The organism is Polaromonas sp. P1_F2 (genome assembly GCF_056405735.1).
This window is the reverse complement of sequence record NZ_JBFUBN010000006.1, coordinates 199,165-213,197: the sequence shown is the minus strand read 5'-3', so window position 1 is coordinate 213,197 and position 14,033 is coordinate 199,165. Positions and strand designations below refer to the sequence as shown.

8 protein-coding genes are annotated in these 14,033 nt (G+C 65.8%); 2 read left to right on the top strand and 6 right to left on the bottom strand.

Going from position 1 to position 14,033, the window contains the following annotated elements; translation table 11 throughout:
- Nucleotides 1-57: 57 nt before the first annotated feature.
- From AC1D0O_RS14310 to AC1D0O_RS14285, 6 genes are all read right to left on the bottom strand, one after another.
- Entirely contained in the window at nucleotides 58-726 is a 669-nt protein-coding gene (locus tag AC1D0O_RS14310) for an amino acid ABC transporter permease (RefSeq protein ID WP_477654166.1), read from the bottom strand.
- Between the two features lie 99 nt (nucleotides 727-825).
- On the bottom strand, nucleotides 826-1,608 hold the full coding sequence (locus AC1D0O_RS14305) for a transporter substrate-binding domain-containing protein (protein WP_477654165.1): 783 nt from the start codon (nucleotides 1,606-1,608) through the stop codon (nucleotides 826-828).
- Nucleotides 1,609-1,736: 128 nt separating this feature from the next.
- Nucleotides 1,737-3,419, bottom strand: coding sequence for a phosphoethanolamine transferase (locus AC1D0O_RS14300; RefSeq protein WP_477654164.1), 1,683 nt, complete (start codon nucleotides 3,417-3,419; stop codon nucleotides 1,737-1,739).
- A 44-nt stretch (nucleotides 3,420-3,463) separates the two neighbouring features.
- Nucleotides 3,464-4,336 carry an S-formylglutathione hydrolase gene (fghA, locus tag AC1D0O_RS14295; protein WP_477654163.1) on the bottom strand — a complete coding sequence of 291 codons (873 nt, stop codon included), beginning with the start codon at nucleotides 4,334-4,336 and terminating at the stop codon, nucleotides 3,464-3,466.
- A gap of 112 nt (nucleotides 4,337-4,448) precedes the next feature.
- On the bottom strand, nucleotides 4,449-5,555 hold the full coding sequence (locus tag AC1D0O_RS14290) for an S-(hydroxymethyl)glutathione dehydrogenase/class III alcohol dehydrogenase (RefSeq protein ID WP_007868626.1): 1,107 nt from the start codon (nucleotides 5,553-5,555) through the stop codon (nucleotides 4,449-4,451).
- Between the two features lie 198 nt (nucleotides 5,556-5,753).
- Entirely contained in the window at nucleotides 5,754-6,908 is a 1,155-nt protein-coding gene (locus AC1D0O_RS14285) for a glycerophosphodiester phosphodiesterase (protein WP_477654279.1), read from the bottom strand.
- Nucleotides 6,909-7,235: 327 nt separating this feature from the next.
- Here AC1D0O_RS14285 and AC1D0O_RS14280 point away from each other — a divergent pair, with 327 nt between their 5' ends.
- Both AC1D0O_RS14280 and AC1D0O_RS14275 read left to right on the top strand, forming a co-directional pair.
- The gene (locus AC1D0O_RS14280) at nucleotides 7,236-8,414 is read left to right on the top strand and encodes a M48 family metalloprotease (RefSeq protein WP_477654162.1); all 1,179 of its coding nucleotides are present in this window, start codon (nucleotides 7,236-7,238) and stop codon (nucleotides 8,412-8,414) included.
- On the top strand, nucleotides 8,404-13,929 hold the full coding sequence (locus tag AC1D0O_RS14275; RefSeq protein ID WP_477654161.1) for an AAA domain-containing protein: 5,526 nt from the start codon (nucleotides 8,404-8,406) through the stop codon (nucleotides 13,927-13,929). Before AC1D0O_RS14280 ends, AC1D0O_RS14275 begins: the two co-directional genes overlap by 11 nt.
- The last annotated feature ends 104 nt before the right edge of the window (nucleotides 13,930-14,033 follow it).

The window sequence follows — 14,033 nt, the reverse complement described above, 5'->3', positions numbered from 1 at the left end:
CTCACCCTAACCCTCTCCCAGGGGGAGAGGGGACAAACCGGAGAGAGGGGAACAAACCTAACGCAAGTAGCTGCGGTTCAAGCGTATCTCGAGTTTCTTCTGCAGCGTCTCAAACGACGCACTCATGGCCCAATAAATCCCCGCCGCCGCCAGGTAAAGCGGAAAGGGCTGGAAGGTGGTGGCGATCACTTCCTTGGTCGCCAGCATCAGCTCGCCGACGGCGATCACCGAGACCAGCGAGGTGTCCTTGATCAGGCTGATCAGGCTGTTGGACAGGCTGGGCACGGCCAGCCTCAGGGCTTGCGGGCCGATCACGTAACGCAGGGTCTGCGCCTGCGTGAGGCCCAGGCTGCGGGCCGCGTTCCACTGGCCGTGTTCCACGCCGTTGATGGCGCCGCGTATCGTTTCAGACAGGTAGGCGCCGACGTTGAGGCTCAGGCCCAGGATGCCGGCGCTGATGGGGTCGAACTGTATGCCTATGCTGGGCAAGCCGAAGTAGATGACAAAGAGCTGCACCAGCAGCGGCGTGCCGCGCATGCAGCTGACGTACAGTGCGGCGAGCTGCGACAGCCCGGGCACCTTGGCCAGCCGCGTGACGGCCACAACAGTGCCGATGATGGCGCCGAAGAAAACAGACGCCACCGCCAGCAGCAGCGTCCACGCCGCGCCTTTGAGCATCAGCGGCAAGGCATCGCGCAACAGGGAGGTCAAGCCGGACAGGTCCATAAGGGTCTCCACAAATAAAAACCCCGGCAGAGAGCCGGGGTTGTTTCAGGCGCCGAAGGATGGCGCGCGGCTGGTCGAATGTTACTTCGATTGCCTGAGTTACTTTGCGACAGGCGGCTTGCTCACGTCGCGGTCAAACCACTTGGTGGAGATTTTGGCGAAGCTGCCGTCGGCCTGCAGGTCGGCCAGCGCCTTGTCGAGGGCGGCCTTGAACTTGGGGTTGTTCTTGACGAAGGGGATGCCGGATTTTTCGAGTTCGCCGACAGGCGCGCCGGGCTTGAGCGGCAGCTTGGTCTGCTTGACGATGTAGGGAATCAGCAGGCTGTCGTTGAGCGCCGCGTCGATGCGGCCCAGGGCCAGGTCCTGCAGATACTCTTGCGCGCCGGGATAGGTCTTGACGTCGATGCCGCCGACTTTTTTGGCGATGTCGGCGTAGTTGGTGCCCTGGCCCAGGCCCAGCTTCTTGCCCTTGAGGTCGGCCAGCGACTTGAATTCGCGTTTTTCATCCTTGCGGATGATCAGCTGCGGGGCCGAGATGGTATAGGGCTCGGAGAAATCAAAGGTCTCCTTGCGCTTGTCGGTGATGCCGACCTGGTTGATGACCACGTCGTATTTACCGGCTTGCAGGCCCGCCAGGATGGCGCTCCATTCGCTGGTCGAAAATTCGGCCTTCACGCCGAGCTTTTGCGCCAGGGCATTGGCCAGTTCCACTTCAAAACCGGCGAGCTGGCCGCCTTCCTTGTAATTGAACGGAGGGTAGGTGCCTTCGAGTGCCACCTTGAGCGTGCCGCGCTGCTTGACGGTGTCCAGCAGGTCGGCGGCGCTGGCGCTGAAAGCGAGTGTGAGAAGGAGCGTGGAGGCCAGAGCCTTGCGGATATTCATATTCAGCCCTTGCATAAGAGAGTTGTTATTGAGATGCAGGTCGAATATTAAATCCGTTCGCCATGCTGGTGCATGCCGCCCCAAAAAAGCCCTACGTGGCATCCGGGTGCTCCCGGCGGACTCAGGGTTCAGGGCTTGGCGCAGCGCGCGTAGATGTCGAGCGCGGGCTTGTAGACGCCGGTCTGCACATTCATCAGGCCCAGCACCGAGTGGAAGTAGTTGTCGTGGCTCACGGGCGCATCGAGCTGCTGCTTGAGGCAGGCTGTCGTCAGCTTGCCGCGCTGCTCGAAGCCGGGCGACAGCCAGGTGATCCAGGGCACACGCTTTTGCACGTCGGGCGCGATGCCGTAGGGCATGCCGTGCAGGTAGAGGTTGTTCTCGCCCAGTGATTCGCCGTGGTCGGCCAGGTAGAGCAGGGCGGGTGCGCTGTGCGCTTCCTGTGCCTTGAGCCACTGGATGGACGAGGCCAGCAACTGGTCGGTGTAGACGATGCTGTTGTCATAGGCATTGAGCAGGCCTTCACGGCTGCAGCTTTGCAGCGCGTTGTCGGTGCACTCGGGCAGAAATTTTTTGGAGGCCTGCGGTGAGCGTTTGAAATAGGCCGGGCCGTGGCCGCCCATCTGGTGCATCACCACGACCACGCCTTTGGCGCGCCGCTCGGCCGGCAGCGCGGCGATGCGCTCGTTGATGCCGTGCAGCATCACCTCGTCAAAACATTCACCGCTGTCGCACAGGCCGGGTACCTTGAGCTGCACCGTGTTGACGCTGGGCACGCGGTCGCACACGCCCTTGCAGCCCGACTGGTTGTCTATCCAGAGCACGGCCAGGCCGGCGCGCTGCAACACGTCGAGCAGGCCCTCGTAATTGGCGGGCCGCGCGTCGTAGGCCTCGCGCCCGAAGTTGGAGAACATGCAGGGCACCGAGGCCGCCGTGCTGGTGCCGCAGGACCAGGCATTGCGCTGGCTCGCGACGTTTTCTTTGGCCAGCAGCGGGTTGGTGGGCCGGCTGTAGCCGTTGAGGGAAAAGTTGCCGCTGCGCGCCGTCTCGCCCAGCACCAGCAGCAGCAGCGGTGGTTTGTTTTGCGCCGTGTAGGTGGCGCCCAGCTTCGCGTCCTCGCCCAGCGGCAGCACAACGGACTCGTCGCGCTGGAAGGGCTTGGCCGCGATGGAGCCCAGCGCGTAAAAAGAGTTGAGCGGGTTGATCAGGTAGCGCACATGGGTGTAGTTGCGCATGACCGAGGCGATGCTCTGGAAGAACAGGAAGACCACCAGCACCAGCAGCACGCACGCGCCGGCCAGCGTGGCGAAATTGCCGAGCAGTTGCCGCGCGGCGCTGGCGCGCCTGACCTTCTGCCGCCACAGCAGCACCAGCGGCAGCACCGCCAGCACCAGCACCGTGGCCAGCAGCCGCCAGTTCAGCAGGTCGCGGGTCTCGCGCACGTCGGTCTGCAAGGTGTTGACCATCATGGTCTTGTCGATGACCACGCCGTAGGCCATCATGAAGTAGGCGCCGAAGGCGGCCGAGACCAGGAAGACCGTGATGGCCGGCTTGAGCGTCCAGCGCCAGGCCAGCAGGCTTAGCAGGGCGGCGGTGGCCAGCGCGATCACCAGCACCAGGGCAACGCTGATGACGGCGACCTGGCCTGCGCTCAGGCCGGGCAGGCGAGCCAGCTCGCGCCACAGCGCCACATTGCACACCGTGGCGATCCAGAGGCTGGCCAGCACCACCAGCCACAGGGGCCGCATGCCGCGAAGCTGCTGGTCGGAAGGACGGGGAGAGGTGGATGCGTCGGGCGCGGGTTGCAGCGGCATAGCGCTGCATTGTATTTGCCGTGCCTTAGGGCGGGCTTATGGCCTCAAACTGCCGCGGCCAGGCCCAGCTGCCGTGCATGGTGGCGCAGGTGTTCGGCCATGAAGCTCTCGATGAAATAGTAGCCGTGGTCGTAGCCCGCATGGCGGTGCAGCGCCAGCGGCTGGCCGGCCTTGGCGCAGGCGGCCTCAAACAGCTCGGGGTGCAGCTGTTCGGCGAGGAATTTGTCGGCCAGGCCCTGGTCTATGCGTATGCCGCCTGGGTAGGGCGCCGCGGGCATGAGGGCCATCAGGGCGGTGGCGTTGTGCTCAAGCCACTGCGATTCATCGCTTCCCAGGTAGCCGGTGAATGCCTTGTGTCCCCAGGGGCACCGGCTGGGCGCACAGATGGGCGCGAAGGCCGAGACCGACTTGAAAAGATCCGGATGCCTGAGCGCGAGTGTCAGCGCGCCATGGCCGCCCATCGAGTGCCCGAAGATGCCGATGCGGCTTGCATCAATCGGCAATGCACCCGCCAGCAGCGGCAGCAACTCCGCAGTGATGTAGCTTTCCATGCGGTAGTGCCGCGACCACGGGGCTTGCGTGGCATCGAGGTAGAAACCTGCGCCCACACCGAAGTCCCAGCTGTCGGCCTCGCCGGCAATGCCTGCCCCGCGCGGGCTGGTGTCGGGCGCGACCAGGGCCAGGCCCAGCTCGGCCGCCAGGCGCTGCGCCCCGGCCTTGACCATGAAGGTTTCTTCATTGCAGGTCAGGCCCGCAAGGTAGACCAGCGCGGGTACCTTGTTGCCGGCGGCGGCCTGCGGCGGCAGGTAGACCGAAAAGCGCATGGGCAGACCAATCTCGAGCGAATCGTGCTGGTAAAAGCGCTGCAGGCCGCCGAAGCAGCCGTGTTCGCTGAGAACTTCTGGGGCTGTGGTCATGGATCTCTTTCTGTTCAAGCAGGGGCCGCGGAACCGGCTTTGCCGGGCCGCAGGCGCAGCGCCCCCTCGGGGGGCAGCGCATTACACGAAGTGAAAAGCGTGGGGGCCCACGTTAATACAGGACCACGCCGCGGATCGACTCGCCGCTTTTCATTAAATCGAAACCCTTGTTGATGTCCTCCAGCGGCATGGTGTGCGTGATCAGGTCGTCGATGTTGATCTTGCCTTCCATGTACCAGTCGACGATTTTGGGCACGTCGGTGCGGCCGCGCGCGCCTCCGAAGGCCGAGCCTTCCCATTTGCGGCCGGTGACGAGCTGGAAGGGCCGTGTGCTGATCTCGGCGCCGGCTTCGGCCACGCCGATGATGATGCTGCGGCCCCAGCCTTTGTGCGTGCACTCCAGCGCCTGGCGCATGACCTTGGTGTTGCCTATGCATTCAAAGCTGTAGTCGGCGCCGCCGTCGGTCAGCTGCACGATGGCATCGACCACGTTCTCGGTGTCTTTCGGGTTGATGAAGTGCGTCATGCCGAACTTGCGCGCCATCTCCTGGCGCGCGGGGTTGATGTCCACGCCGATGATCTTGTCGGCGCCCACCATCTTCGCGCCCTGGATCACGTTGAGGCCGATGCCGCCCAGGCCGAACACCACGACGTTGGCGCCGGCTTCCACCTTGGCGGTGAAGAGCACCGCGCCTATGCCGGTGGTCACGCCACAGCCGATGTAGCAGACCTTGTCGAAGGGCGCGTCTTCACGGATTTTCGCCAGCGAGATTTCGGGCGCGACGGTGTAGTTGCTGAAGGTCGAGGTGCCCATGTAGTGGAAGATGGGCTTGCCGTCCAGGCTGAAGCGGCTGGTGGCGTCGGGCATCAGGCCCTTGCCTTGCGTGCCGCGTATCAACTGGCACAGATTGGTCTTGCGCGAGAGGCAGAACTTGCACTGCCGGCATTCGGGCGTGTAGAGCGGGATCACGTGGTCGCCCTTCTTGAGCGTCGTCACACCGGGGCCGACGTCGACCACGATGCCCGCGCCTTCGTGGCCCAGGATGGCCGGAAAGATGCCTTCCGGGTCGGCGCCCGAGAGCGTGTAGTAGTCGGTGTGGCAGATGCCGGTGGCCTTGATCTCGACGAGCACCTCGCCGAATTTCGGGCCTTGCAGGTCCACGGTTTCGATGGTCAGGGGCTGGCCTGATTTCCAGGCGACGGCGGCTTTGGTTTTCATGGTGCGGGTGCTTGCGTTAGGGGTGGGCGAAAGAGCATTGCGCTGCGTAAGGCACTATAAGCCAGTCCCTTCGCCCGCGGCCCGGAAGATGTTTCATTTTGAGAAAACCCCGGGGCGCCGGCCCGAATGAAAAAGCCGCCTGGCTCCCTGAAAGGAGCGCAGGCGGCTGGCGCTGCTCAAAAAAAAGCGCGGCGGGCTTTAGCGGCCGGCTTCTTTCAGGTACTGCATGCGCGCGGCAATGGCGGTATCGGTGAAGTCGGTGAACACACCGTCCACGCCGGCGCGGTAGAAGGCCAGGTACTCGGCCTTGGGGTCGCCCTGGTAGTCGGTGGCCAGGCGGCGCGACTCATTGCGGAAGGTGAAGGGGTGAACGAAGAGGCCGGCCCTGTGCGCGTCGGCCACCAGGCTGGTGGCGGGCTGCGAGTTGGAGTCCGCATCGTTGAGCTTGCCGTCGCGGTTGATGTCGACCTGCTTGCCGTCGGTGCCTATGGTGCCCTTGGTGCTGATGATGTAGCGCTTCCACGGGCCTATGCCGTCGGCATAGGTCTTGATCTCGGCCAGGCCCGCTGGCGTGACCATGGCGTCGAAGAAACGCTTGTCGCCGGCGATGGTCCAGTCATAGGGTCGGTCGCTGGGCAGCGCAAAGGTGACGCGGCCGGTTTTGGGGTCTATGCCGTCGCCGTCGATCAGCTGGATCAGGCGCGTGTTCAGGCCCTTGTTTTTCATGTACTTGAGGCTGCCCGGTTCGAAGGACTGCACGTAGATGGGCGCGGTCTTGCTGTTCCAGCCGGCGGCGTTGATGATGGCGATCAGCTTGTCTTCCATCGGCAGGCCGCGTTCACGGAAGTAGGTCGGGTTCTTGGTCTCGGGGTAGATCGCGATGCTGCGGCCGGTTTTGGCGGACTGGGCCTTGGCCAGGTCCACGACTTCCTGGAAGGTCGGCACCTTGTACTGGCCGTTGAACTGCTGGGGGCGCTCGGCATCGGTCGAGATGGCGCCCAGGGTGCGAATCTCGGCCAGCGTGAAGTCATCGCTGAACCAGCCGGTCTGTGTCTCGCCGTCGACCTTGATGGTTTTTTTGCGTGAGGCGAATTCAGGGTGTTTGGCCACGTCGGTGCTGAAGGCCAGGTTGGGGTCGTGGCGCGTCATCAGCACGCCGTCCTTGGTCACGATGAGATCCATCTCGATCACGTCGGCGCCGAGTTCGATGGCGCGCACATAGGCTTCCAGTGTTTCTTCCGGCACGTAGCCGGAAGCACCGCGGTGGGCGATGACCAGGGGCGCCTTGCCGTCGAGTGTGGAGAGGCCGGCTTGCGAGGGTGTGCCCGAGGAGGAGCAGGCGGCCAGCAGCATGCTGCTGCAAACGAGGGCGAGCAAGGCGCCTTGCTTGACGTTGAAGGCCTTGCGGGTCGAGACGGTCATGGGTGTTTCCCGGAGTTAAAGGGCTGATCGTAGGCACGCGATGACGACATCCATGTGACAAGGTGTTCGGCGACGTTCGCAAAACAACACCGGCCTCGCTTCATCCGGACAAAAAAAGCCTGAACAGCTCAGCATTTTGGCGTCTGAAGGAGGAGGGGATCGGGCGCTGAAGAAACCCTTCTGCTGCAATAATAGCCACGGAGGTCAGGGATGCAGCAAGGGAGTTCAATCAATATCTCGCCGGGAGCTGGCGCACTCGTGCCTCTTCCCTACCATGAGGCGGTGGTCGGCTACCTCAAGGAACACGAGCCGGAAGTCTGGGCCTGGGCCCGTTCCGCCAGATCGCGCGAAGAGCATGCCCAGGCGGTCCGCGAAGAATTGCTCAAGCAGGCCTATCGCCTCGACGCCGCCACCTACCCCGACCTGCACCAGGCCGCCACCGCGGCGGCGGCCCGGCTCGGGCTCGAGGTGCCGATCACGCTCTACCAGGGCAGTGACGGCCAGATCAATGCCTGCCTCTACTTTCTTGTCGGCGAGGCGCATGTGGTGTTCTCCGGGCCGCTGCTCGACCGTCTCACGGGCTCTGAGGTCGAGGCGGTGCTGGGACACGAGCTGGCGCATTACAAGCTCTGGAGCGAGGACGGCGGCATCTACCACGCGGCGGACCGCGTCCTCGAGGCGACCGCCGCCCACCCCGGCGCGACACCCTCGCAACTGCAGACCAACCGCCTGTTCCGCCTTTTCACCGAAGCCTATGCCGACCGCGGCGCGGTGGTCGCGAGCGGCTCGGTCGAAGCGGCCGTCGCCGCGCTCGTGAAGTCGGCGACGGGCCTCAGCACTGTGAGCGGCGCGAGTTATCTCGCGCAAGCGGCCGAGGTGGTTGCCAGGGAGTCGGCCGCGTCGTCCCAGGCCAGCCACCCTGAATCCTTTCTGCGCGCCCATGCGCTCGGTCTTTGGGCCAGCGGCGATCCGCAGGCCGAGTCCTGGCTCGACGCCGCGCTTCGCGGCCCGCTAAATCTTGACCAGGCCGATTGGGTTGCCCAGTTGCAACTCGAATCGCTCACCCGCCGCGCGCTCGCGGCGATGCTGCGGCCGGCCTGGATGCGAAGCGACGCCACCCTGGCCCATGCGCGCAGGTTTTTCCCCGACTTCGGGGCTGACGGCAAGGCGGACGACTCCCTCGCGCAGGAGCTGGCCGCGGCCCCGAGGTGTGCCGACTACCTCAGCGCCTTGCTGATCGACATCGCCACCAGCGACCGCGCGATGGAGGATGTCGCGCTCGCCTGGGTGCTCGAACTGGGCGATGCCTGGAAGGTCGGCGACCAGCTGCAGGCACGCATGCTGAAGGACCTCAAGATGCCGAAGCGGCAAATCAGCAAACTCAGGCAGGGCGCGCGTGCCCTGCTGGACAAGACCGAAAAAAACCATGTCGGATGACCTTCCCTTTATCCAGTTGCTCGAGGCGGGCGCCTCGCGTGGCGGACTCCAGACCGAGGACGTGCTTGCGCTCGTGCTGCCCCTGTTTCGGGAAGTCGCCGGCCTCCATGCCGACGAAAAAATAGCCGACCTGGGCGACCCGCGCAGCGTGGCGGTAAGTGAAGTCGGCACGCTGGGCCTGCGCGACCCGCAAGGCCATGCCGCTCGCGAACATCGCGACGCCGTGGAGAAGTTGCAGGCACCGGTGTCCTCCGTGCTGCAAGTGGTCGGGGAAAGCCGCGTCACGCAGGACCCGGTCGATTACACGTCCGAGGACCTCCTCGTCGCCAATGCGCCGACGGCTGAAGCGCTGACCCGGCCGGTGTACCTGCCGGGCTATCGTTGCTGGGAGCAGGTGGTGGGGCATCACGACGCCGTCACCGACATCTTCTGCCTCGGGCAGGTGCTCGCGAGCCTTTCCTGCGACCTCGACTTCACCGACGAGGACGATGTGCGCTCGTTCGCGCGCCACCGCAACAACCTGTTCGAGCTCCAGCCCCGGCTGCACCCGGTGGTCGCCAGCATCATCGTCGAGATGACGGAGCTGGACCGGCGGCGGCGCGCCAAGGACCTGGCCTCGCTGATCACCCGCCTGGAAACCTATCGCGAGCAACCGCAGGACCTGGCGATCGAGCGAGTGCTCGCGGGCCAGACCGGCGAGGCGCGCCAGCAGCGCGCCGTGCAGGCGCACCTGCGCGACCGCCTGTTCGACCTCTCGCGGCGCAACCGCCTGCTGCATTTCCGGCCGACGCAGTCTTCGGTGAACCTCACGGTCGCGAGTGTGCCGCTCGTGGTCGACATGAAAAATATCCGGCTCGACCAACTCTGCGTCTGGGGCGGAAAGTTCGCCGCGGCCGTCGGCGGCGGCGACAAGGTGTTGCTGGCCAACTGGCTGCGCTTCGAGGACCAGCCGTACTTGCCGAGCGCGCTCGACCGCATCATGCAGGAGGACCGCCGGGACCGCACTGAATACGGCCTTTCGCAGCTTTCGCTGGTGCTCGCTTTCTTTCGCTGGCACAACCTCAAGGAGGCGAAGGACGAGCGCATCGTGTCCCCCCTCCTGCTGCTGCCGGTCGAGCTGACGCGCAAGAAGGGTGTGCGCGACCAGTACGTGCTGCAGGCGCAGGCGCCGGACGCGGAGGTCAACCCGGTGCTGCGCCACCAGCTGCGCCTGGTCTATGGGATAGAGCTGCCCGAAACCGTGGATTTGACCGACGAGGCCCTCGCGGTGTTTCATCGCTCGCTGCAGGCCAGCATCGCGGCCAGCGAACCGGGGGTGCGGCTCAACCTGGTCGACAAGCCGGAGATCGAGCTGATCCACCAGCGGGCGCGCCAGCGGCTCGAACAATTCCGCCGCCGGCGCCGCAATGTGCCCGCGCGTGCCGCGGCGCCGTCCGCGCTCGACACCGACTACAGCTATGCCGAGGACGACTTCCGCCCGCTCGGGCTCAAGCTTTTCCACGAACGCGTGCGGCCCGCCGCGTTGCCGCTGCGCGATGCGCTCGGCGCCGCGCCGGTTCCGCGCCACCCTAACGTGGCGCCGGCCGCCGCCGGGGAGGACGAACGGACGACCTTCGCGCTGCGCGAGCGTACCGGCAATCCCTATGAATGGGACCTTGACCTCACCTCGGTGACGCTGGGCAACTTCAACTACCGGAAGATGTCGCTGGTGCGCGACTACAACGCACTGGTCGAAGGCGACATCGCCAACGAAGCATTCAAGCGCGTGTTCTCGCTCAAGCCGCGCGCCCTGGAAGACCGGCCGGTCGAGCCGATTCCGCTGCCCGACCGCTGGACGGTGGTGCCCGCCGATGCGACGCAGATGGCCGCCGTCGCGCTGGCCCGCTCGGGCGAGAGCTACATCATCCAGGGCCCGCCGGGCACCGGAAAATCGCAGACCATCACCAACCTCATCGCCGACCAGGTGGGGCGCGGCAAGCGCGTGCTGTTTGTCTGCGAGAAGCGCGCCGCCATCGACGTGGTGTTCCACCGGCTGCGGCAGCAACGGCTCGACGAGCTGTGCTGCATGATCCACGACTCGCAGACGGACAAAAAGGGCTTTGTGCTCGACCTCAAGCAGACCTACGAGCAGTGGCTCGCCAATGCCGATGTCTCCGAGGAGCTGATGCGGCAGCGCGCGCGGGTCGCGGAGCTGGTGCAGGAGGATCTGTCGGCACTCGAACGTTTCGACGCCGCGATGCGCTCGGGCGGCGATCCGGCAAGCCTCTCGGCGCATGCGCTGCTGCGGCGCCTGGTGGCGCTCGCGCCGTACGCGGCCGAACTGCCCGCCGCGGCCGCCGAGGCGCTGCCGGACTACGCGGCGTGGCAGGCCCATGCCGGGCTGGCGTTGCGAATCGGCCAGGTGCTGCAGGAGGTTTTTGGCGTATCCGCGCTGGCGGACCATGTGTTCGCGCGCCTGAGCGACGGGCTGGTGCGTGCGGAGCAGCCTTTGGGCACGGTGTTGCGCTTCGTCGACACGGCCGAGCCGATGATCGACGCGATTGCCGATGCGCTGGCTCCGCTCTGGCCCGAGGCGGAAAGCCTCGAGTGGGCGGCGTTGAAGCGGCTGGCGGATTTTTCGCGCCGCTTGACGGCGCTCGGCGACAGCGCGTTTCATGGCTTGCTGGATGCTCAAAGCGACGCGGCTAAGGCCTTCGAGAGCGAACGCGCCGGCATCAATGGGCATGCCCGGAAACTCGCTCAGGCGCAGGCGCTGACAGTCAATTGGCGGCGCAAACTCACATCGGCCGATACGGCGCAGGCGCTGGCCCAGGCGAGCGCGCAGGAAGCTTCCGCGCTGCGCTGGCTCTCACCGTCGTGGTGGCGCTTGCGCGGTGTGCTGAACGCGCACTACGACTTCAGCGCGCATGCGGTGAAGCCGAAATTCGCGCGGCTGTTGACTGAGCTCTCCCAGGAGCATGAGGCGGCAGAGCAACTGGATGCCGCTCGCGCCCGCTTCGCCGGGCACTATGGCACGCCCGAGGCCGACAGCTACGCCGATGAATTGCAGGCGCTGCGCACGGACATGCAGGCGCATGCGTCGCTGCGCGGTTTCTCGCAGGCGCTGGCGGCCACCGGTTCGCGGATCTCGCCTGAAGGCCTCACTGACCTGGTCACGAAGATCGACGGGCTCGGCTCGGTGCTGGCTTCATCCCTGCGCGACATCGACGCCCTGCCGCTCGACGGACTCGGCGAGCTGGTGCGCGACCTGCGCGAGTGCGCCGACAGCCTGCCCGAAGTCTTGCCGCTGCTGCGCGAGTTGACCGACGCCAACCCGGCGTTCGCCGCCGCCTTGCACCTCGTCGCGTTGCCGCCCGCCGGCATCGAATATGTCATCGCGCGCGAAAGCCTTGAGCGGATTTACCGCAAGGAGCGCTGGCTGCCGCGCTTCGACGCCGCCGCGCTGGCCCGCCATGCGGAACGCATAGGCCTCGGCGAAAAGCAGTTGCTGGAGCTCAACGCCGACGTGGCCCGGGCGCTGGTGCGCCAACGTTTTCGCGAGAACGTGCGGCGCTCTATGCTCGCGGCCTCGCAGCTCGACGAGGGCGGCAAGCAGTTCAAGAAGTCGTACTCCGCCGGCCGCCGCGAACTGGAGCATGAGTTCGGCAAGACGATGCGATACAAGTCCATTCGCGAACTGGCGAGCGGCGACACCGGCCGTGTCGTGCGCGACATGAAGCCGATCTGGCTCATGAGTCCGCTGTCGGTGTCCGACACCTTGCCCATGTCAGGCAAGGATTTTGACGTCGTGATTTTCGATGAGGCCAGCCAGATTCCGGTGGAGGAGGCGGTGCCGGCGCTGTACCGCGCGCCGCAGGTGATCATCGTCGGCGACGAGATGCAACTGCCGCCCACGAGCTTCTTCTCCTCGAACCGGGACGAGCAGGATGAAAGCGTTTCGGTGGATGGGGACGAAGGCGAGCGGCTCTCGGTCGTGCTCGACGCGGACAGCCTGCTCAACCAGGGCGCGCGCAACCTGCCCGCGACGCTGCTGGCCTGGCACTACCGCAGCCGCTCGGAATCGCTGATCGGTTTCTCGAACGCGGCGTTTTACGGCGGCAACCTGTACACGATTCCCGACCGGGCCTACACCGCCGCGGGCCAGTCGGATGTGGTCGTGCGCGACACCTCGTCAGCGGACGCGGCGCAAGCCGGCGCGGCCGCGCTGCTTTCGCGGCCGGTCAGCTTTCACCACCTGCCCGATGCCGTGTACGCCGAGCGCTCCAACCTCGACGAGGCCGGCTACATCGCGCGCATGACGCGCGATCTGCTCGCGCGCGAGGGACACCCGAGCATCGGGATTGTGGCCTTCTCCGAGGCGCAACAAAGTGAAATCGAGTCCGCGCTCGAGGCCTTGTCCGCCGACGATGCGGAGTTCGCCGCGCGGCTGGAAGCCGAGTATGTCCGCGAGGAAGACGACCAGTTCTGCGGACTCTTTGTGAAAAACCTCGAGAACGTGCAGGGCGACGAGCGCGACATCATCATCCTGAGTATCTGCTATGGGCCGGGCCCGGCACCCGCGCGCAAGATGGTGATGAACTTCGGCCCGATCAACCAGCGCGGCGGCGAGAAGCGCCTGAACGTGATCTTCAGCCGGGCGCGGCACCACATGGCGGTCGTCACGTCGATCCGGCACGAGTCGATCACCAACGATTACAACGACGGGGCCGCGGCGCTCAAGCAGTTTCTCCGGTATGCGGAGCATTTGTCGCACGGGCAGGCGCAGCTCGCGCAGAGCGTGCTCGAGGCGATGAACCCGGCGACACGCAGCGCGCTCGGCGGGCGGCGCCAGCCGGAGGATGTCATCGAGCAGCTCGCGCAGGCCTTGCGTGAGCGCGGGCATGTGGTGGATACGCATGTGGGGCAGTCGCGGTTTCGCTGCGAGCTGGCGCTGCGCGACGGCGAGAGCGGGCTTTATCGCCTGGGTGTGCTCGTCGACACCGAGGCGCAGTACGGCAGCGGCGACGTGCATGAACGTTATGTCTCGCGGCCGCGGATTCTCGGTTCGTTCGACTGGCACACCGTGCAGGTTCTCTCGAAGGACTGGTTCCACCAACCCGAAGCCGTGATCGAGCAGATTCAGCGGGCGCTGCGTGATGGGCCGTCCAGCGCGCATTCGGAGGCGGACCTTCAGCCGCTCACGGCGGCGTTGGCGGACGCGGCCGAGGGACAGGCTTTGCCGGCCGTGGCGCTGGCGCTTGCTGGCGAACCGGCGCCGGCTGCCTCGCCGCTGCCTTCAGTCCCCTCCGGTGGGCCGGTGATGCGGCGGTTCGAGCACACGGAGGGCGGCTCGCGCAAGTTCTGGTCGATAGGCCGAAAGGAAATGGACGTTGTGGTCTGCTATGGCCGCATCGATACCCGGGGCCAGACGCAGATCAAATGTTTCGACAGCGAGTCGCGCGCGGAGCGCGAGGTGCAGAAGCTGGTCGCGGAGAAGCTGCGCAAGGGCTATGCGGAGGTGGCAGGCTCCGCGTGAAGCCCTGCGGGCCTTCGTAACAGGGCCGGCCGGCGATATCCTCAGGAATCGCCGCCCCTTGCGCGGCCCGTCGAGACTGACCGTCCCGGCGGGCGCAAGGGCGC